Genomic DNA, 19,923 nt, shown 5'->3' with positions numbered 1-19,923 from the left:
TTCATTTTTATGTATCAATAAGCGTAAAAATCTAAAAACGCTATTTTTACAATAAAAAACCTTTATTTATCAATGATATGTATATTTTCATTTTTGCAAATATGCCAACTAACCTTTACTAAAATAGCACTATTATTTATAAGGTATTAGGCTATATTTAAGGCAAATTATTGCGGTAATATGCTTGGATGTGTTCATGAAAATTGCACTTTTTATCCCCTGTTTAGTCAACCAAATGATGCCCGATGTGGCCATTGCTACCTTAGAATTATTAGAAAAATTAGGTCATCAGGTGATTTTACCCGCGGGGCAAACCTGTTGCGGTCAGCCAATGACGAACTCAGGTTGTTATGATGATGCCAAAAAAACCACCCTGAAATTATTAGATGCCTTCAAAGGGGTGGACTGTGACGCCATCGTCTGCCCTGCAGCCTCTTGCTTAGTGGCCGCTAAAGAGAATTTTCATGAGTTTGACTCCTCGCCAGAAGCCGCGGCTGTCATTGATAAGCTCTATGAATTGACTGAATTTTTACATGATGTAGCCCCGATCAAACAATTTGCTCGTCCATTCCCTCATAAGATCAGCTTGCAACTGAGTTGCCACGGTATTCGTATGCTTAACTTGGCTAGCCCGAGTGAATCTATGGGGCCAAAATTTAATAAAGTCGAAGCCGTGTTGGCCGCCATTGAAGGTATCGAGATTGTCTACCCTGAACGCCGCGATGAATGCTGTGGCTTTGGTGGCACCTTCGCCGTCGATGAAGGCGCAGTATCAGCCAAAATGGGCAAAGATAAGGCTAAAGCGCATGCCGATACCGGCGCGGTTTATGCGGTCGGCTTTGACCCATCGTGCTTACTGCATCTAGATGGCATGATGCGCCGTCAGCATTTATTGATCCAAACTCGCCATATTGCCCAAGTTCTTAACGCGGCCCTATAAGGAGCATTATCATGTCGATGCCACATACTGAATCGGCGCGTACTCACGCCGAGCGCGCCGAAAAATTCTGCCAAGATGAAGCCCGTGTCGATTGGCACTCGAAGGCTTTGTGGGTGCTACGTGAAAAACGCGACCGTGCCGCTGCCAGCCTACCTGAATGGGAGCAATTGCGAACCTTAGGCAGCGAACTTAAGCTGCATACGTTAAGCAATCTCGGCCAATACCTGCAAGAGTTTGAGCAACAATGTATTGCCAATGGCATTGTGGTGCATTGGGCCAAGGATGGTGAGGAACACAATCAAATTGTCCATCAGATCTTAGCTAAACATCAGGTTAAAAAACTGGTGAAATCTAAGTCGATGCTGACAGAAGAATGTCACCTCAACCCCTATCTAGAACAACGGGGGATTGAAGTCATCGACACCGATCTGGGTGAGCGCATTATTCAGCTTAACCAGCAACCACCATCGCATATTGTGGTGCCGGCGATTCACCTCAAAAAAGAAGAAGTGGGTGAGTTATTCCATGAGAAACTCGGTACCGATAAAGGGGCGTCAGATCCGACCTATTTAACCCGCGCAGCCCGCGCCCATTTACGGGCCCAGTTTTTGAGCGCCGATGCCGCGATGACTGGCGTCAATATGGCCATTGCCGATCAAGGCGCCGTGGTAGTATGCACCAACGAAGGTAATGCCGATATGGGCGCTAACTTACCTAAGTTGCAGCTCCATTCAATGGGCATAGATAAAATCGTGCCTAACCTTGCCAGTGCAGGGGTACTGCTGCGCACCTTAGCACGCAACGCAACCGGCCAACCTATCACCACCTACTCGAGTTTTTATCGCGGCCCGCAAGCAGGAGGCGAGATGCATATCATCATGGTCGATAACGGCCGCAGTGATATGCTGAAAGACAAGATTTTAGCCGAATCGCTAAAATGTATTCGTTGTGGTGGCTGTTTAAATACCTGCCCAGTGTATCGCCGCAGTGGGGGCTTTAGTTATAACTACACCATCCCAGGTCCGATTGGGATTGCGGTCGGTGCCAAGCACGATGCGACCAACTCATTACCTTGGGCCTGTACTTTATGCGGCAGTTGCTCGTTTGTCTGCCCCACTAAGGTGCCACTCGATAAAATCATTCATCACCAGCGCCGCCTGAAAGCCGAAGCCGGTACTCTCCCCTATGGTAAATCTAGCTATATGCCATTAGTCGGTAAACTGATGGCCAATGAAACCATGCTAAATGCCTCGATGGCGATGGCGCGTACCTCGCTAAGACTGTTACCCGGCGCCCTTCTCAAGCCCTGCTCTGGTGCTTGGGGTAAGTATCGTGAATTACCGGTCGCACCAGCATCGAGTTTTGAGCGTTGGTATAAGAACAATAGGAGCTAATTTATGTCGAGCAAACTCGAAATTCTGGAATCATTATCCGTCATTGCGCCAACGTCGGTGGCCATGCCAGACATTACTGTACCTGCCCGTATTGACGATCTAGTCGGCCAATTTGCCAACTCGTTAGCAACGGTTGCCGGCACTTTACATAGCCAAGATGGGCAGGCGAGCCTCGCCGCTTACGTCAAGGATTTAATCGCAGCGGGCCAGCAAGTGATCTCTTTATGCCCTGAAGTTGAAGGCAACCGCGCGATCCCAAACACCGCCCATGAATTACAAGATATCGATTATGCCATCTTAAAAGGTGAGCTGGCCGTCGCTGAGAATGGCGCCATTTGGGTGAGCCAACCCGAAGGCCACCGAGTCACGCCATTTATTTGTGAAAACCTGCTGATAATGGTCAACGCCGATAGTTTGGTAGCTAATATGCACGTTGCGATGGAACGAATTAGTTTACGTCCGGGCGAATTTGGGGTGTTTATTGCCGGTCCCTCTAAAACCGCGGATATCGAGCAAGCCCTCGTGGTTGGCGCTCATGGTGCCTGTAGCCTTAATGTCTACTTGATTTAAGTTCAGCGCTTAGCAAAACGCCCCAAGTCCGGGGCGTTTTATCATAACCTCTTAGCTAACTCAGGCATGTAACCTGTCTTGACGACGCATAGCAAACCCCATCCACAGCGCCAACACGCAAGAACAAATAGGCAAGGCGAGCCACACCCCTGTCGAACCTAGCCACCAGGCCAGAACGATCAACAAGAGCGCAATCAATAACAATTTACTGGCAGTTAGGATAGACGCTTCACGACTGCAGTTGATTGCTTGGAAGAAACTCGCCCCCACCAGCAACATACCTTCCATCGGTAAGCCCCAGAAATATAAACGCATGCCTTCAACAGCCACTGGCGTTAACGCCTCATTGTCGCCAGCAAACAAATACACTAAGCCTTGCGGGTAGCCATAAATCATCAGTAAGCCGATAAAGGCGGTGATTAAGGTCACCACAAATGCCAAGCGCCTCGCCTGCTTGACCCTATCGTAGCGCCCCGCTCCCGCGTTATAGCTGAGTATCGGCTGAGTGCCGAAAGCAATCCCTTCAAAAATAAGATAAAAAATTGCCTCGGTGTAACTCACTACCCCATAAGCTGCCACAAAAATGGGGCCACCAACCCATAAAAACGCCATATTGTGCAGGGTTAATACCACCGACAAATACAAGTTCATCAGCATGCTCGGAAACCCGACTCGAGCGATGTTAAGGCAATTATCGACGCTGAGCTTGAGCTGTTGCCAATGAATACGCAGCTTAGTTTTCGCCGAGAAAAAGTGCTGTAAACATAAAAGCCCAGTGAAGGCTTGTGACAACATGGTGGCAATGGCTGCCCCGGCCAAGCCCATCGGATACACCACGATCAGCAGCCAATCGAGGCCAATGTTCATCACGCCACCGGCGATAAGCACCCAAGTGACAAAGCCGGGTCGACCATCGTTACGCAACAATGAGGTAAAAGTTAAAGACAATACAGGGAAGATACCCAGTAAAAAATACCAAATGAGGTATTGATACGCGCCCTCAAGGATCTCGCCTTCGGCGCCTAACATCAGCAAGATATCTCGACTAAATACACTGCCTAAAATCGCCATCACCAGCCCAGTGATGAGACTTAAACTCAAGGCATTTCCGACAAAATGGCGCGCTTTTTCTTGATTACCTTGACCTAGGTTAATCGACACTAAGGCCGCACTGCCCATACCGATCATGGCGCCTAATGCATACAACACCGCCCCCACAGGATAAGCCAGCATTAAAGCGGCTAATCCTTGTTCACCGAGGTAATGACCAATAAAAATGCCATCAATGGTCACATAAATCCCAGTGACCAACATCGACATAATTGTGGGAATGCTATAGCGCCAAAATAGACGAGTTATCGATTCATTCAATAGCGGATCAGGCGCTACAACGTGGGGTTGATTCATGTCGTTATCAATTCTTAATTATTGTGCAGAAGGTTTTTTCTTACGGCTGAATTTTGCCACAGCGTTTGCTTGAGGCTTATTCGATACGCGTTTTTTATGCGACTTAAATGGCTTCTTAGCCGCCTTAGGCGCAGGTATATGTTGAATATGGACACTGGCCTTATTGAACTCATAACCCTCTGGGGTACTGATCTCAGGCGCCTCATCGAGCAAGGCCGCGATACCTTGCCATGCTAAGCGCTCTGCTGGGCTAATTAAGGTAATTGCCATGCCGCTGTGGCCTGCACGGGCGCTGCGACCGATGCGATGAATAAAATCCTCAGGGCTATCTGGCAAGCTAAAGTTAACCACCAGAGGTAATGCCGCAATATCCAGACCACGGGCCGCCAGATCAGTAGCCACTAATACCCGGCAGTTAAAGGTTTTAAAGGCTTCTAATGCGCGCATACGTGCGCCTTGGGTCTTATCCCCATGGAACGCTTGGGTACGAATACCGTCAAGGGTTAACTCTTTGGCTAACTCGTCAGCCGCTTGTTTGGTGCTGACAAATACCAAGACCTGCTGCAGATTTTGCTTGCCGACGTATTCAGCCAGCCATTCGGCCTTGCGCGAGGCCGCCAATAATAAGACTTGTTGACTAAGCAAACTGGGCACCCGTTGACTGGTGAGGGCAATTTGCTCGGCATTATGGGTAAGTTTAGCCGCCAATGCCTGCACAGAATCATCAAACGTCGCTGAAAATAAAAGCGTTTGTCTTTTACCTGGCAATAAACGCGACAGTTTTTCGACATCAGGCACAAACCCCATATCGAGCATACGATCGGCTTCGTCAATGACCCAGTAACGGACAGAATCTAGGCTGATAGCGCCTTGCCCTAAAAGATCAAACAGTCGTCCTGGAGTGGCAATCACAATATCCGTGCCCGCGATTAACTGCTTGCGCTGCACCTGAATATTCGCGCCGCCGTACAGCGCCACAATCCGCAAACCTGTGCCGGCAGAATACACGGCCAACTTGTCAGCCAATTGCGCCACTAACTCGCGCGTGGGAGCCAAAATCAGGACGCGGGGAGCGGGATCGTTCGATGAAGTCACTAAGTGTTGCACTATCGGCAAACTAAAAGCCGCCGTTTTGCCTGTGCCCGTGCTAGCCTGCACTATCACATCTTTACCGGCGAAAATAGCGCCAATGGCTTGGCGTTGTACCTCGGTCGGGGTGTGATAATTCAAATCTTGTAGACGTTCAAGGGTGGCGTCATTGAAGCCAAGTTCAGCAAAGTTCATGAAGGTATTCGTTAAAATGAGTCAGCCCCAATTGTACCAGAGGCCAAGCGTTCCGCCTATGAAGTAAACCGTCATCACGGCGACAAACCATGTCGCCACATTTGGCAGTCATGCGAACTCCGACACCGCTTTACCCAGTGCCGTCAGTTGGCAGCGTTTACCTGTTGCCGTATCCGTTGTATCTATCACGATCTTAAGCGATTTAATCGCGCGGATATCGGCATGAGTTAAGTTGACATTTTCAATCACGAAACAACCCGCAGACTCACAGCGTTTATCAAAACTAATATGCTGCTCACCGTGTGTCCCAATACCATAACTATCAATCACAATAAACGCGGGTGCCTGTTGTAAAATTTCCGTGAGCACCGCAGAAGAGATTGCAGTATCTTGTGCGCCATAGCTGGGCGTGGCATAGCCATGTTGTTCTAAGTTTCCACTATACAGAATCAAGGCCTTGCCCGTGAGCGCGACCCCGTGCAAATCGGCCATCGACACCGGTTGCTGACGACAATCAATGATGACGACATCGACCAGATACTCATCCTCGGCCGGCACTGACTCGTAACAATCAATATGGGTCCCAATATGACCGAATGCATTGACAGCATCGGATTGGCGTTTTGCCCATTGATAAGCCGGATGATCAGGCTCAACCACCAGACTAACATTGGCTTGATATATAATTTTATTCTCCCGTTAATTGCGATGACTATCTGAGTACCACAGGATTATCTCATAGATGACACTGCGGATTTTGATAGCGATCATCACGGCCATCATTCGCCTCATCACCACGTCTCACTCACACTCCCATTTTTGTTGCTGGGTTACAAAAATAGAAAAATTTATGACAAATCCAGACGAAATCGTGATCGTCATCAACAAAAGCACTAACAACACCTGTTAGTTTAGTCACATAAAGACTTGGCTTGGTTAGCAATTTTTCTAAATGAGGGCTTTTTTAAAAAGTCATGATTTAGAAAATTTACTTACTTTATGAGGTCTATTATGGCGGCTAAATTTTTCATTCCTGCGGTCAATGTACTCGGTCAAGGCGCACTAGATGACGCCATTGGCGATATCTGTACGCTTGGCTTTAAACACGCGCTATTGGTGACAGACCAACCCTTAGTCGATATTGGCCTGGTCACTCAAGTCACCAGCAAACTTCAGCAACAAGATATCCAAGCCACGGTATTCGCTGGCGTCCAACCCAACCCTACGGTCGCAAATGTTAATGCGGGCCTAGCTCTGCTCACGCAACATCAATGCGACTTTGTCATTTCCTTAGGCGGTGGTTCCCCCCATGATTGCGCCAAAGGTATCGCCTTAGTGGCGACCAATGGCGGCTCAATTAAAGATTACGAAGGCGTGGATGTTTCGACCAAGCCCCAGTTGCCGCTAGTGGCCATTAACACCACCGCTGGCACCGCCAGTGAAATGACACGTTTCTGCATTATTACCGATGAATCTCGCCACATTAAAATGGCCATCGTCGACAAAAATACGACGCCGGTATTATCGGTTAATGACCCAGAATTGATGCTGAAAAAGCCTGCAGCACTCACCGCCGCGACGGGGATGGATGCTTTAACCCATGCCATTGAAGCCTATGTATCGATTGCGGCTAATCCCATCACCGATGCTTGTGCCATCAAGGCCATCGAACTTATCGCGGCGCATCTAGAATCCGCGGTCAACGATGGCAACAATATTGCCGCGCGTGAGCAGATGGCTTATGCCCAGTTCTTAGCCGGCATGGCCTTTAACAATGCCAGTTTAGGCTATGTTCATGCCATGGCCCATCAACTTGGAGGCATGTACGATTTACCGCATGGCGTCTGTAATGCCTTGCTACTGCCCTATGTACAAGCCTATAACGCCCAAGTGGCTGCGCCGCGCTTAGCTGACGTAGCCAAAGCCATGGGGGTTAATACCCAAGGTATGAGCGCGGATATGGGAGCCCAAGGGGCAATCACCGCCATTAAGGCGCTGGCCAAGGCTGTCAATATTCCCGCCAGCCTGACAGAGCTTGGCGTAAATCCTGAAGATATTCCCACGTTAGCGGCCAATGCCCTCAAGGATGCGTGTGGCTTCACTAACCCGAAACAAGCGACCCACGAAGAAATCTGTCAAATCTTTACCCATGCCCTGTAACGCGACTTGAGTTACTCGCCCCGCACTGTGACAACTGTCTGCGGGGCTTTTTGTTCAGTCTGCTGGGTTTATCCGCTTGGTCTATCCTAAATCAGCCCATACATTGTTGGGCCAAATTCATAAAAATCAATTAGATACAGAATAAAGACTGTAAAAGTGTCGGCGATATCAAAAAACACCTAATCTTAGATTGACCGAGTTCACTGAAAGCTCCATGCTGAAAGTGAACCTATCATTGCAGGAGCAAGACGTTATGACAGCTATTACCCATGTTGTAAATTACACAGTCCGTAGCGAAACTCAGATAGATAGCCCCACCGAATGCGATTGGAGACAACACGTAGAAATCAACCATGCCTGTGAAATTGCCTTAAATCGAATTTCAAAATGGCATAGCAATTCCGGTCAAGTCGTGTATGAAGTTGGGCCGTTAACCATACGCAAAGCTCAAGATAAAAATGTCTATTTTGGTTTGCTCACTGAAAAAATTAATGGCAGCGAACATGCACTCGTGACAATGAAGCTCTTACTTGAACAGTGCCAATGCCCCGATGTGTTCCGCGAGATCAGTGACTACCTCCTCGATGATTGCCAATCACGCCTTAATCGCTTGAAATAATCATCCCCATAAATGCCTGGTTCATTCCTATATCAGCTCAATTCGCCAGGCATTTATCTTTTTGGGTTTGCCTCTATCTCATCCCCAGCGCCCCATCCCTGACTACCAACGCCCTCCCAAAAAAAATGCCGCCAGTGGCGACATCTTAGTTTGTCAATAAAGACGATGCTTGCTTAACCGAACCAATACAGACACAGTTGCAATGACAGCAAGGCAAATACCCCGGCCACCACATCATCGATCATAATGCCAAAGCCGCCATCGACTTTCGCGTCAAGCCAGCGAATTGGCCAAGGCTTAATAATGTCAAACAGGCGAAACAACACAAAGCCTAAGGCGATCCATTGCCACTGCATGGGTACGGCTATCAAGGTGATCAATAAGCCTGCGACTTCATCCCACACAATCGCGCCGTGATCATGCACCCCCATATCATGGGCAGCACGATGACAAATAAACACTCCGGCCACTATCACCACCAGCGTTATCGCCAAATAGGCAGGCAGACCGAGCGGTGCTAGCAGCAGAAATACCGGTAACGCCGCCAAGGTGCCAAAGGTTCCCGGCGCCTTAGCCGCTAAGCCCGAGCCAAAACCTAAGGCCAAAAAGTGAATGGGATTTTTTAAAGACAACTTCTTCAATGCAGGATCTTGCGCTAACCATTTCATTTAAAATGCTCAAACCCAGTAAAGGTGGCCTCATAAGGCTCACCATGTAACTTTAATTTCAATTGCGTGCCAGCGCTTATCTGACCGATACAAGTAAAGCGCACCCCGGCCTGATTTAACGCCGTTTGCAGAGCACCTTTTTGGGATTCAGGCACCGTAAACAATAATTCGTAATCTTCACCGCCGCATAAGGCGTATTGTCGTGCTTGCTCTTCACTGACACAATCCTTTAGGCCCTGGGATAAGGGTAAATCGCTCACCTCGATCATGGCGCCACAACCAGAGGCTTTCAGCACATGGCGAATGTCACTCAGCAAGCCATCGGACACATCAATCGCGCTTGAGGCTAATTTACGTAAAGATTGTCCGGCTAACACTCGTGGCGTTGGGTGATAATGCCGTGCAATTAACGCCTGACGGTATTCAGGGCGGACATCGACCGTACCACGCAAAATATCGAGGCCAAGCGCCGAGTCACCCAAGGTACCGGTCACGTAAATCCAATCCCCATTTTTAGCGCCATGGCGAGTCAAGGCCGCGCCTTCAGGTACCAGCCCTTGCACTGTGACTGTGATGGATTTTGGGCCACAGGTGGTGTCGCCGCCGACTAAAGCAATGCCATAATAATCCGCCGCCTCAAAAAATCCTTCGCTAAAATCACGCACCCAAGCTTCGTCGACCTCGGGCAAGGTTAATGCCAGCGTCATCCATGCAGGCTCAGCGCCCATGGCGGCGAGATCCGATAAATTCACCACAAGGGCTTTATAACCTAAGGCTTGCGCTGGCATATCGGGGAAAAAGTGCGTGTTTTCTACTAAGGTGTCACAGGCAATCGCGAGGAATTTTCGTTCGGCGGGTTTTAACAGGGCGCAATCGTCTCCAATCCCCAGCACAACATCTTTGCGCAAAGGTCCCCGTCCTTGGAAATACTGTTCAATCAGTTGGAATTCTTTCACTGACTATCAGACAGGCAGACCTGTCTGCTCCTGATAAAGGAAACGGTATCCGAAGATACCGTTTTTATTCTTATTTACGAGCAACCAATTTGTCCAGGATGCCGTTGACAAACTTATGACCATCCTCGGCACCGAAGGCTTTAGCCAACTCGATAGCTTCGTTGATCACAACCTTGTATGGCACGTCTTTACGGAAGGTTAGCTCATACGTCGCTAAACGCAAGATGGCTTTCTCAACCGGAGAGACTTCATCCAAAGGACGTTCCAGGTGCGGGATGATGATTTCATCCAACTGACCTGATTTCGTTGCCGCGCCAGCAAACAGTTCACGGAAATAAGTGACATCAACACCGTCTAAAGCTTGCTCAGTTAAGAACTCATGCTCGACATCGGCGATATTGTTACCACTTAATTGCCATGAATAAATGGCCTGCACCGCTAAACGGCGGGCCTTACGGCGCTCAGAAGGCTTCATGTTTTTTCCTACTATTACAGCTGTTGTTCAAGTTCTTGAAGTACATTGACCATTTCCAGCAGACCCAGAGCAGCTTCGCCACCCTTGTTGCCCGCTTTAGTACCAGAACGCTCAATGGCTTGTTCTATGGTATCTGTAGTCAATACACCGAATGATACCGGTACATCGAATTCCAATGACACTTGCGCTAAGCCTTTGTTGCATTCACCAGCAACAAAATCAAAGTGTGGCGTGCCACCACGAATGACTGCACCTAAGGCGATGATGCCATCAAACTTACCGCTGGCCGCAACACGGCGGGCCGCTAATGGCAACTCAAACGCACCAGGTACACGCACCACAGTAATATTATCATCCTGGACTTGACCGAAACGCTTCAGGGTATCGATGGCTCCGTCGAGCAAACTTTCAACCAGAAAGCTGTTAAAACGAGAAACAACGATCGCCACCTTGGCATTTTTCGCTTCGATATTACCTTGTACTATGTTCATTATCTTACCTAAAATTTAGCAAAGCACGATGCTCGGTGCGTACCCGAGACGAAAAGTGGCGCTATCATACCACAGGGAAATGCTGCCGGATCATGCTATTTTAATGGAATATGGTTTTTCCCAAGCGGGATTATTCGCTAACGTATTCGGTAACCTCTAAACCGAAGCCCGACAGCGAATGATATTTCTTAACCGAACTCAATAAGCGCATGTTCGTCACGCCCAAGTTAGCCAGAATTTGTGAGCCAATACCGACGCGGCGTGACGTACCTTGCCATTTCGCCGCAGCTTGAGCTTGGCCATTATCTTCAGCTTCAAATGCTTTAACTTTTGCAAGCAAATCAGAAGCATGCTGCTGGCCGTCCAGTAACACTAACACCCCACCTTCTTCAGCAATACGCGCCATGGCCTTGTCTAACGGCCAGCTACGGGATTGATCGCGCTCTGAGTAGAGCACATCATTGAAGGTATTTTGTAAATGCACTCGCACTAAAGGGTTAGCGCCCAAGTCGCCTTTGATCAAGGCAAAGTGCAGCTGGTTGTCGATGGTGTCGCGGAAGGTCACCATTTCAAACTCGCCAAAACGGGTCGGTAATTGACATTTTGCTTCACGAACAACGGTCGTTTCCGTGTGGTTGCGGTATTCAATTAAATCGGCAATGGTGCCAATCTTGATGCCGTGCTTTTCGCTGAAGACTTCTAAATCAGGACGACGCGCCATGGTGCCATCTTCATTGAGAATTTCAACAATAACCCCAGAGGGTTCAAGGCCAGCCAAACGCGCTAAATCACAACCTGCTTCGGTATGACCGGCACGGGTTAATACCCCGCCATCTTGCGCCATTAACGGGAAGATATGCCCAGGCTGTACCAAATCAGACGCTTTGGCATCGCGGGCTACCGCAGCCTGCACAGTCACCGCGCGATCGTGAGCGCTGATCCCGGTGGTCACCCCTTCAGCCGCCTCGATTGACACAGTAAAGTTGGTCGAAAATTGGGCGTTATTATTGGTTACCATCAAGGGCAAATCCAATTGTAAACAACGCGCCTTAGTCATGGTCTGGCAAATCAGACCACGGCCATAGGTGGCCATAAAGTTGATGGCTTGTGGCGTAACCTTTTCGGCCGCCATGATTAAATCACCTTCGTTTTCTCTGTCTTCATCGTCCATCAGGATGACCATTTTCCCCTGACGAATATCTTCAATGATTTCTTCTATGCTGTGTAGCGCCATCGTTAAGACCTATTTGTATTTATAAATATTTATAGAATTTACTGCACTCAACAAAATCAAGCTGCGACTTAGCGCATGAATCCCGATTTTGCCAGCAGCTCCATGGTCACGCCTGAAGAAGCCGTCTCAGTTGGCGTCTGTAACAAGCGCTCTAAATAGCGCGCCACTAAGTCCACTTCAATATTCACGCTCGCGCCAACGGCCAAGTCCACCAAGGTGGTTTCACCGGCAGTATGAGGCACTATGGTGAGGCGAAAACGCGCATCCATCACTTCATTCACTGTCAAGCTCACACCATCGATTGTGATAGAGCCTTTATGGGCAATATAGCGAGCTAAGGCATGGGGTGCCTCTAACCAAAACTCTATCGCTTTGCCTCGCACACTGCGTTCAATCACTCGCGCCACGCCGTCGACATGGCCACTGACCATATGGCCACCGAGACGAGTGGTTGGCATCACCGCTTTCTCAAGATTGACGTGCGTGCCGACCTGGTAATGCGCAAAACCGGTTAAGCTGACGGTCTCAGCCGAGATATCGGCAACATAACCATCGGCTAAACATTCAACCACGGTTAAACACACCCCATTGGTGGCAATACTGTCGCCTAACTTCACATCGGTTAAATCCAGCTTACCACTGGCGACATTGAGGCGAATATCATCGCCTCGGCGGCTTAACTGACGCAAGGTCCCTACCGCTTCAATAATTCCTGTAAACATCGATTGTTACTCGCCTATGTTGGCATGATTAACGGCTTTTCCAAAAGCCAAGGTCAAACGGCGGTCGGCACCAATGGCTCGCTCGTCGATCAGTTGACAACGGGGGGCGTCATCTAAACGGTGATAATCCGATAAATTCACCAAATTACGGCCATGACTGCCCAAAATTTTAATGGCTTGATATAACACCAGCTCATCGACCAAGCCTTGGTCAATAAATGCCCCCGCTAAGGTCGCGCCCGCTTCTATCATGATGGAATGGTGGTCAAGGCTCAGTTTTTCAATCAGGCGCTTGAGATTAATTCGACCATCATCGTCGCCTTTACAACGCCAATGTGCCACATGCACCGGCCAGTTTTGTTTATCACTGTCGGCATAATCTGCCACTGACACTAAAATAATCGGGCTTGGTGCACTAAATAGATAGGCACTGGCAGGAAGTCTCGCTTGGCTATCGAGCACCACCCGTACCGGTTGAATTAAGTCATCGATATCCAAGGTTTCACACAATGAGCCGAGCTCTTGATAGCGAACCGTCAGTAAAGGATCATCGGCTAATACGGTATCAATACCTGTGATGATGGCGCCATGACGCGCCCGCATACGCTGGACATCACGTCGCGATTCTTGGCCCGTGATCCACTTAGATACGCCATTGCGCAGCGCGGTTTTACCATCGAGGCTCGCCGCCAATTTAACACTCACCCGCGCTAACCCGGTTTCCATTCGCTGCAAGAAGCCTGGATTTAATCCACGGGCATCACTCTCACCTAAGCCAATGTCGACACGAATTCCCGCGGCGGTTAACAGCGCAACGCCCTTGCCGGCAACTTGCGGATTCGGGTCCACCATCGCAATCACTACGCGCGCAACACCCGCTTCTATCAGTGCTAATGCGCACGGGGGCGTACGGCCATAATGACTACACGGTTCAAGCGTCACATAGGCGGTGGCGCCTTTGGCCTGTGCTCCTGCCTCACGCAAGGCAAAGACTTCGGCATGAGGCTCACCTGCACGTTGGTGGTAACCTTCACCAACGATGTCATCGTGCAGACTAATGACGCAGCCAACATTGGGATTAGGAGCCGTGGTATAACGCCCCTTCGCCGCGAGGTGGAGTGCACGGTTCATACACTTAATATCTTGCAACGACCAGTGATTCACGACGGCCTCTTATTTCTGTAATCGGGCGATAGCTTCGCCAAATTCTGATACATCTTCAAAGGCGCGGTAAACAGAAGCAAAACGAATATAAGCTACCTTATCGAGCACCATTAACTGATCCATCATAAGATTACCTATCATTTCTGATTTAACTTCACGCTCACCTGTGGCTCGAAGTTGCGATTTGATTTTAGTCAGAGCTTGCTCGAGTTGATCCATCGACACCGGCCGTTTTTCGACGGCGCGTAACATGCCGCCACGCAGTTTTTCTTCATCAAACGGTTGGCGACTGCCATCCCGCTTAATGACTCGGGGCATCACAAGCTCAGCACCTTCAAAGGTGGTGAAGCGCTCATGGCATAACGTGCATTCGCGACGACGGCGCACCTGATGACCATCGGCCACCAAACGCGAATCAATAACTTTGGTCTCTGTGGCGCTGCAAAAAGGACAATGCATTTTGCCTCCGGGCAAGATAGCAACAAACAAAAATGGCCGCAAAAGGCGGCCATTGGAGTTTATCGCATTTCCAACTTAAGGTTAACCGTAAACTGGAAACCGAGCGCACAAATCAAGGACCTGTTGCTTCACTTTCTCAATGGTGGCCACATCATTGACATCATCAAGCACATCACAAATCCAAGTGGTCAGTAACTTAGCTTCGGCTTCTTTAAAGCCGCGACGGGTAATCGCTGGCGTACCGATACGAATACCAGAGGTAACAAACGGTGAACGCGGATCATTTGGCACCGAGTTTTTGTTAACCGTAATATTGGCTTGACCTAAAGCAGCATCGGCTTCTTTACCTGTGATGTCCTTATCAATCAAATCCACCAGCATTAAGTGGTTATCGGTACCGCCAGAGACGATTTTATAACCGCGCTCAAGGAACACCTCAACCATGGCTTTTGCATTCTTAACCACTTGTTGTTGATACAAAGTAAATTCAGGCTCTAAGGCTTCTTTAAAGGCAACGGCTTTACCAGCAATAACATGCATTAACGGGCCACCTTGGCCACCTGGGAATACCGCCGAATTGAGCTTCTTATACAGGTCTTCATCGTTAGCAGCAGATAATATAATGCCGCCACGAGGGCCTGCTAAGGTTTTGTGAGTGGTAGAGGTAACGACGTGTGCATGGGGCACAGGATCCGGATACACACCCGCGGCCACTAAGCCGGCAACGTGAGCCATATCCACGAACAAATAGGCGCCAATTTTATCGGCAATCTCACGCATTCTCGCCCAGTCCACAATGCCGGAGTACGCCGAGAAACCACCAATCATCATCTTTGGCTTTTTCTCGATGGCGATGCGCTCCATTTCGTCATAATCAATATGACCGGTTTCATCGATACCGTAAGGAATAATGTTATATAACTTGCCAGAAAAGTTGACTGGCGAGCCATGGGTCAAGTGACCACCGTGGGCTAAATTCATTCCCAGCACGGTATCACCCGGCTGCAACAAGGTCATGTACACAGCACTGTTGGCTTGCGATCCCGAATGAGGCTGGACGTTCGCATAGGTGGCACCAAATAATTCTTTCGCTCGCTCAATCGCTAAGGTTTCGACGATATCCACATACTCACAACCACCATAATAACGCTTCTGCGGATAACCTTCGGCATACTTATTTGTCAGCTGAGAACCTTGCGCTTCCATCACCCGCGGGCTGGTATAGTTTTCTGATGCAATCAGCTCAATGTGTTCTTCTTGGCGGCGAGTTTCGTTCTCGATAGCGGCGAACAATTGTGGATCATAATCAGCAATATTCATGTCTTTCTTCAGCATTAGCGACTCCGGCAGCAAAGTTAACTTTGGTATTTTGTAGGATACGGCTTGAATTGCTCGCTAGTTTACTCTGCTATGGCGCACAATCCCAGATCGAACCACATGAAAATACTTGCAATTATGCTGAACGCTGTGTTCTTAAAACCTGACCCTAGTGTCTTATTTGTCCGAATAATCAGGCTAATCAGCCCCGACGGCGCCGCTATCTTAAGCAGGCGACGCCTCTGCCACTGTCCCGATGGTGGTCGCGCCGTATATACTCTCCTTTTTGGCACCACCTGCGTGCGCGCTCAACATCAAGGCCCTCTGAATGCCAATCACTCCAGCACATTCTGTTATCGTTCTCGACTTTGAAACCACCGGCTTATCCCCCCATCAAGGCGATCGCGCCATTGAAATTGGCGCGGTCAAGTTACTCAATGGCGAAGTGATTGATACCTTTCAACAATTAATCAATCCTAATCGCCGTATCAGTCGCTTTATTGAAGACTACACCGGCATTACCAACACCATGTTAAGTACCGCGCCCAGCGCCGAAGAGGTGATGCGTGATTTTCGCCACTTTATCGGTGATAGTCCGCTGGTAGCCCATAATGCCTCGTTCGATAAACGCTTTCTTGATGCCGAATTAGCCCGAGTCAATATCCAGTATCCGGGCCAGTTTGCCTGTTCAATGTTAATCGCCCGCCGCCTATTCCAACAGGCACCAAGCCATAAGTTAGGCGATTTAGTCGCCTTTAATCACATAGAGAATGATGGCGTTTTTCACCGAGCACTGGCCGATGCCCAAATGACCGCTAAACTGTGGCAGGTCATGATCAACGAACTCGAGCAACAGCAGATCGATGAACCCAGTTTCCAGTTGATGCAAACCATCAGTAAAACCAGCAAAAGCGCGCTGAGTGGGTTATTGGCAACCGTGCGCGCTCAGCAACATCAGGGCACTGAGGCCGGATGGAGAAAATGACGTTAACGACCACAATCTCTGCCAAACTTAATCCAACATCACACAGCCAATACACCCAAGCGTGTCGATTCGAGGTACAGCGATGACCCCATTATGTCAAACGGAGCGACTCATTATTAGACCGTTTACGCTGGCAGATACTGAGTTTATCATTCGATTACTCAATCAAGCATCATTTATACGGTATATCGCCGATAAGCATGTTCGCGATCAAAAAGATGCGGAGAATTACTTGCGCCAAGGCCCGTTAGCAAGTTATCACACTCACGGGTTTGGTCTTAACTTGGTCGCCCAGAGGTCCGACAATACCGCCATCGGCATGTGCGGCCTATTAACCCGAGCCGAGTTAGATAAACCCGATCTAGGCTACGCGATGTTGTCAGAATATTGCGGCCAAGGCTATGCCCTCGAAGCCGCTACGGCCGTCCTCAAGCACACCATGACAAACCATAGCTTAGAAACAGTAATAGCGGTGACCTTGCCGAACAACCTTAACTCAAATCGCTTGTTGATGCGCTTAGGTTTTGCTCTAATTGACACGACACAATTGTATGAGCTTGAAAATAATCTATATCAATATCAGAGGTAATTCTCTGCCTCACTGATACCCGTATCGACCAGTGGACTGGCGAACTTTTATGCCCCGTCCGGCCCAGCATCCTCGTACTTGGGTAAATCATCATTAAATGCGAGCCAACTCACCTGACTCTGACACCAAATATGATAATCCAAGCGGATGGCCGAACTGTCATCTAATGAGCAAATCGTAATATCAATCATGCTAGGATTGCGGTGTAATCTAAACGCAATTTGTGTCCCACAATCACGACAAAACTCCCGCAAATATTCGGGACTTGAAGCAAAGGAGCCGGCAACGCCAGCGGTATAAGTAAAGCCACTAAACGGTATCGTTAACCAAGCAAGCACTGGCGCCCCACTGGATTTTTGACAGCGATGGCAATGACAACACCCAGCGTCAATAGGCGTGGCATCAATACAATAGCGAATCGCTCCGCACAGACATCCCCCTTCAATTTTCATCGTTGCTCTCCTGTCTCATCTCAACGGCCCCCCTACCATGAGCATAGTCACAAATGGTCATAACGATCCCCTTCTCGAATCATCTGGCACTTCATTCGTATCGAACCTGCCGTGCCACGATTGCGGGTGAGTGGTTGTGCACCAAGTCTATCTTGCTACTGGCAGCAAAAGAGGCAATTTAGTACACTGCCGCCATTGTTAAAAAACCGAGAATTCATATGGCTCAATTTGTGTATAGCATGCTGAGGGTGGGCAAGATTGTTCCGCCTAAAAAGCAAATTTTGAAAGATATTTCCTTAAGTTTTTTCCCCGGCGCCAAAATTGGTGTGCTCGGTCTCAACGGTTCGGGTAAATCGACCTTACTGCGGATCATGGCCGGTATTGATACTGAAATTGAAGGTGAAGCTCGGCCGATGCCGGGTCTAAAAATTGGTTATCTGCCGCAGGAGCCAAAATTAGATCCTAACCAAACCGTGCGTGAAGCCATTGAAGAGGCCGTATCTGAGGCCAAAAATGCCCTGACTCGCCTCGATCAAGTGTATGCACTCTACGCCGAGCCAGATGCTGATTTTGATGCTTTAGCTAAAGAACAAGGTGAGTTAGAAGCCATTATTCAGGCGCAAGATGCTCATAATCTTGACCACATCTTAGAGCGGGCGGCCAATGCGCTGCGTCTGCCCGACTGGGATGAAAAAATCGAGGTGCTGTCAGGGGGTGAACGTCGTCGTGTCGCCATTTGTCGTCTGCTGCTCGAAAAGCCAGAAATGCTGCTACTCGACGAACCCACCAACCACTTGGATGCGGAATCGGTGGCATGGCTTGAGCACTTCTTGCAAGAATACTCAGGCACTGTGGTCGCGATTACCCACGACCGTTACTTCCTCGACAACGCCGCGGGCTGGATTTTAGAATTGGACCGTGGTGAAGGTATACCATGGGAAGGTAACTACTCCTCTTGGTTGGAACAAAAAGACAACCGCTTAAAGCAAGAGTCGGCAACGGAAAGCGCGCGTCAAAAGACCATTGCCAAAGAGTTGGAATGGGTTCGCCAAGGCGCTAAAGGTCGTCAATCTAAAGGTAAAGCGCGGATGGCACGCTTTGAAGAGCTCAATACCAATGATTACCAAAAGCGTAACGAAACCAATGAGCTATTTATTCCACCTGGACCACGCTTAGGCGACAAAGTCATTGAGGTCAATAACCTGACCAAATCGTATGGTGATCGCGTCCTGATTGATAACTTATCCTTCACTGTCCCTAAAGGGGCCATTGTTGGCATTATCGGGGCTAACGGCGCCGGTAAATCAACCTTGTTCAAGATGTTATCCGGCGCGGAAACTCCCGATAGCGGGACTATCGAGCTGGGTGAAACGGTACAGTTGGCCTCGGTGGAGCAGTTCCGTGATTCGATGAATGACAAAAATACCATTTGGGAAGAAATCTCCGGTGGACAAGACATCATGCGCATCAACAACATGGAAATTCCAAGTCGCGCCTATGTGGGACGTTTTAACTTCCGTGGTGGCGATCAGCAAAAGATCATCGGCTCACTCTCTGGCGGTGAACGTAACCGTGTACATTTAGCTAAGCTGTTGCAGGCCGGCGGTAACGTGTTATTACTCGACGAACCGACCAACGACTTAGACGTTGAAACCTTACGTGCACTCGAGGAAGCCTTACTGGAATTCCCCGGTTGTGCCATGGTCATTTCTCACGACCGCTGGTTCCTCGATCGAATCGCGACCCACATCCTCGATTATCGCGACGAAGGCCAAGTGAACTTCTACGAAGGTAACTACACCGAATACTCAGCATGGTTAAAGGCCACCTATGGTGCCGACGTGGTTGAACCTCACCGTCTGAAGTACAAGCGAATGACTAAGTAAGTCTCGCTTATCGCTAACTTCACCATAAAAATGTATGGTCCGCCTCGTTATTGCAAATGATATTTCCGATAACGAGGTTGGTTTGCGCTAATGTATTCGGAGTCTTCATTAGGTGCTACCACCCGCTCCACGATGAGTTCCGCGCTAGATT

The 19,923-nt window shown here is 48.9% G+C and carries 21 protein-coding genes; 8 read left to right on the top strand and 13 right to left on the bottom strand.

Annotated elements, in window-relative coordinates:
* Window positions 1–196 precede the first annotated feature (196 nt).
* From KU855_RS06595 to KU855_RS06585, 3 genes are read left to right on the top strand one after another with little or no spacing between them, the layout of a single operon-like run.
* The gene (locus KU855_RS06595; protein ID WP_218529517.1) at window positions 197–940 is read left to right on the top strand and encodes a (Fe-S)-binding protein; all 744 of its coding nucleotides are present in this window, start codon (window positions 197–199) and stop codon (window positions 938–940) included.
* Between the two features lie 11 nt (window positions 941–951).
* Window positions 952–2,334, top strand: coding sequence for a lactate utilization protein B (locus tag KU855_RS06590; RefSeq protein ID WP_218529516.1), 1,383 nt, complete (start codon window positions 952–954; stop codon window positions 2,332–2,334).
* Between the two features lie 3 nt (window positions 2,335–2,337).
* Complete coding sequence (locus KU855_RS06585) at window positions 2,338–2,904, top strand: LUD domain-containing protein (RefSeq protein ID WP_218529515.1); 567 nt, start codon at window positions 2,338–2,340, stop codon at window positions 2,902–2,904.
* A 60-nt stretch (window positions 2,905–2,964) separates the two neighbouring features.
* Here the strand turns inward: KU855_RS06585 and KU855_RS06580 are convergent, their stop codons facing one another.
* The 3 genes from KU855_RS06580 to KU855_RS06570 form a co-directional block, all read right to left on the bottom strand.
* Window positions 2,965–4,311 (bottom strand): MATE family efflux transporter, encoded by a 1,347-nt coding sequence (locus tag KU855_RS06580; RefSeq protein WP_218529514.1) that lies wholly within the window; start codon window positions 4,309–4,311, stop codon window positions 2,965–2,967.
* Window positions 4,312–4,329: 18 nt separating this feature from the next.
* Window positions 4,330–5,595: a DEAD/DEAH box helicase gene (locus KU855_RS06575; RefSeq protein WP_218529513.1), complete on the bottom strand. Its 1,266-nt coding sequence runs from the start codon at window positions 5,593–5,595 to the stop codon at window positions 4,330–4,332.
* Between the two features lie 108 nt (window positions 5,596–5,703).
* Window positions 5,704–6,255 carry a cyclase family protein gene (locus KU855_RS06570; RefSeq protein ID WP_218529512.1) on the bottom strand — a complete coding sequence of 184 codons (552 nt, stop codon included), beginning with the start codon at window positions 6,253–6,255 and terminating at the stop codon, window positions 5,704–5,706.
* Window positions 6,256–6,606: 351 nt separating this feature from the next.
* Here KU855_RS06570 and yiaY point away from each other — a divergent pair, with 351 nt between their 5' ends.
* Together yiaY and KU855_RS06560 are read left to right on the top strand one after the other, a co-directional pair.
* Window positions 6,607–7,755, top strand: a complete 1,149-nt coding sequence (gene yiaY, locus KU855_RS06565; RefSeq protein ID WP_218529511.1) for an L-threonine dehydrogenase — start codon at window positions 6,607–6,609, stop codon at window positions 7,753–7,755.
* 253 nt (window positions 7,756–8,008) lie between these two features.
* Window positions 8,009–8,374: a cytoplasmic protein gene (locus KU855_RS06560; protein WP_218529510.1), complete on the top strand. Its 366-nt coding sequence runs from the start codon at window positions 8,009–8,011 to the stop codon at window positions 8,372–8,374.
* 173 nt (window positions 8,375–8,547) lie between these two features.
* Here the strand turns inward: KU855_RS06560 and KU855_RS06555 are convergent, their stop codons facing one another.
* The 9 genes from KU855_RS06555 to glyA all read right to left on the bottom strand — a co-directional run bounded on the left by KU855_RS06555 (window position 8,548) and on the right by glyA (window position 15,878).
* Window positions 8,548–9,042 carry a phosphatidylglycerophosphatase A gene (locus tag KU855_RS06555; RefSeq protein WP_218529509.1) on the bottom strand — a complete coding sequence of 165 codons (495 nt, stop codon included), beginning with the start codon at window positions 9,040–9,042 and terminating at the stop codon, window positions 8,548–8,550.
* The gene (gene thiL / locus KU855_RS06550; RefSeq protein ID WP_218529508.1) at window positions 9,039–9,998 is read right to left on the bottom strand and encodes a thiamine-phosphate kinase; all 960 of its coding nucleotides are present in this window, start codon (window positions 9,996–9,998) and stop codon (window positions 9,039–9,041) included. Before thiL ends, KU855_RS06555 begins: the two co-directional genes overlap by 4 nt.
* 70 nt (window positions 9,999–10,068) lie before the next feature.
* A complete protein-coding gene (nusB, locus tag KU855_RS06545) occupies window positions 10,069–10,473 on the bottom strand; it encodes a transcription antitermination factor NusB (protein ID WP_218529507.1) in 405 nt (134 codons plus the stop codon).
* Window positions 10,474–10,487: 14 nt separating this feature from the next.
* On the bottom strand, window positions 10,488–10,964 hold the full coding sequence (gene ribE / locus KU855_RS06540; RefSeq protein WP_218529506.1) for a 6,7-dimethyl-8-ribityllumazine synthase: 477 nt from the start codon (window positions 10,962–10,964) through the stop codon (window positions 10,488–10,490).
* 130 nt (window positions 10,965–11,094) lie between these two features.
* Window positions 11,095–12,198 (bottom strand): bifunctional 3,4-dihydroxy-2-butanone-4-phosphate synthase/GTP cyclohydrolase II, encoded by a 1,104-nt coding sequence (gene ribBA / locus KU855_RS06535; RefSeq protein ID WP_218529505.1) that lies wholly within the window; start codon window positions 12,196–12,198, stop codon window positions 11,095–11,097.
* A gap of 68 nt (window positions 12,199–12,266) precedes the next feature.
* Window positions 12,267–12,920, bottom strand: coding sequence for a riboflavin synthase (locus KU855_RS06530; RefSeq protein ID WP_218529504.1), 654 nt, complete (start codon window positions 12,918–12,920; stop codon window positions 12,267–12,269).
* Between the two features lie 6 nt (window positions 12,921–12,926).
* Entirely contained in the window at window positions 12,927–14,084 is a 1,158-nt protein-coding gene (gene ribD, locus KU855_RS06525) for a bifunctional diaminohydroxyphosphoribosylaminopyrimidine deaminase/5-amino-6-(5-phosphoribosylamino)uracil reductase RibD (RefSeq protein WP_371316326.1), read from the bottom strand.
* A gap of 9 nt (window positions 14,085–14,093) precedes the next feature.
* The gene (nrdR, locus tag KU855_RS06520) at window positions 14,094–14,543 is read right to left on the bottom strand and encodes a transcriptional regulator NrdR (protein WP_218529503.1); all 450 of its coding nucleotides are present in this window, start codon (window positions 14,541–14,543) and stop codon (window positions 14,094–14,096) included.
* Window positions 14,544–14,624: 81 nt separating this feature from the next.
* Window positions 14,625–15,878 (bottom strand): serine hydroxymethyltransferase, encoded by a 1,254-nt coding sequence (gene glyA / locus KU855_RS06515; RefSeq protein WP_218529502.1) that lies wholly within the window; start codon window positions 15,876–15,878, stop codon window positions 14,625–14,627.
* Window positions 15,879–16,188: 310 nt separating this feature from the next.
* Here glyA and KU855_RS06510 point away from each other — a divergent pair, with 310 nt between their 5' ends.
* Window positions 16,189–16,845, top strand: coding sequence for a PolC-type DNA polymerase III (locus KU855_RS06510; RefSeq protein WP_218529501.1), 657 nt, complete (start codon window positions 16,189–16,191; stop codon window positions 16,843–16,845).
* Between the two features lie 82 nt (window positions 16,846–16,927).
* A complete protein-coding gene (locus KU855_RS06505) occupies window positions 16,928–17,434 on the top strand; it encodes a GNAT family N-acetyltransferase (protein ID WP_218529500.1) in 507 nt (168 codons plus the stop codon).
* Between the two features lie 47 nt (window positions 17,435–17,481).
* On the opposite strand, the gene KU855_RS06500 is transcribed toward KU855_RS06505, so the two are convergent.
* On the bottom strand, window positions 17,482–17,886 hold the full coding sequence (locus KU855_RS06500) for a GFA family protein (RefSeq protein WP_218529499.1): 405 nt from the start codon (window positions 17,884–17,886) through the stop codon (window positions 17,482–17,484).
* A gap of 218 nt (window positions 17,887–18,104) precedes the next feature.
* On the opposite strand from KU855_RS06500, the gene ettA reads away from it, so the two are divergent.
* Window positions 18,105–19,772, top strand: a complete 1,668-nt coding sequence (gene ettA / locus KU855_RS06495; protein WP_218529498.1) for an energy-dependent translational throttle protein EttA — start codon at window positions 18,105–18,107, stop codon at window positions 19,770–19,772.
* Window positions 19,773–19,923 lie beyond the last annotated feature (151 nt).

Source organism: Shewanella sp. NIFS-20-20 (genome assembly GCF_019209865.1).
Lineage (GTDB): Bacteria > Pseudomonadota > Gammaproteobacteria > Enterobacterales > Shewanellaceae > Shewanella.
Note: the sequence above shows the minus strand (reverse complement) of the source record. Positions and strands in the feature narration are given on the sequence as shown.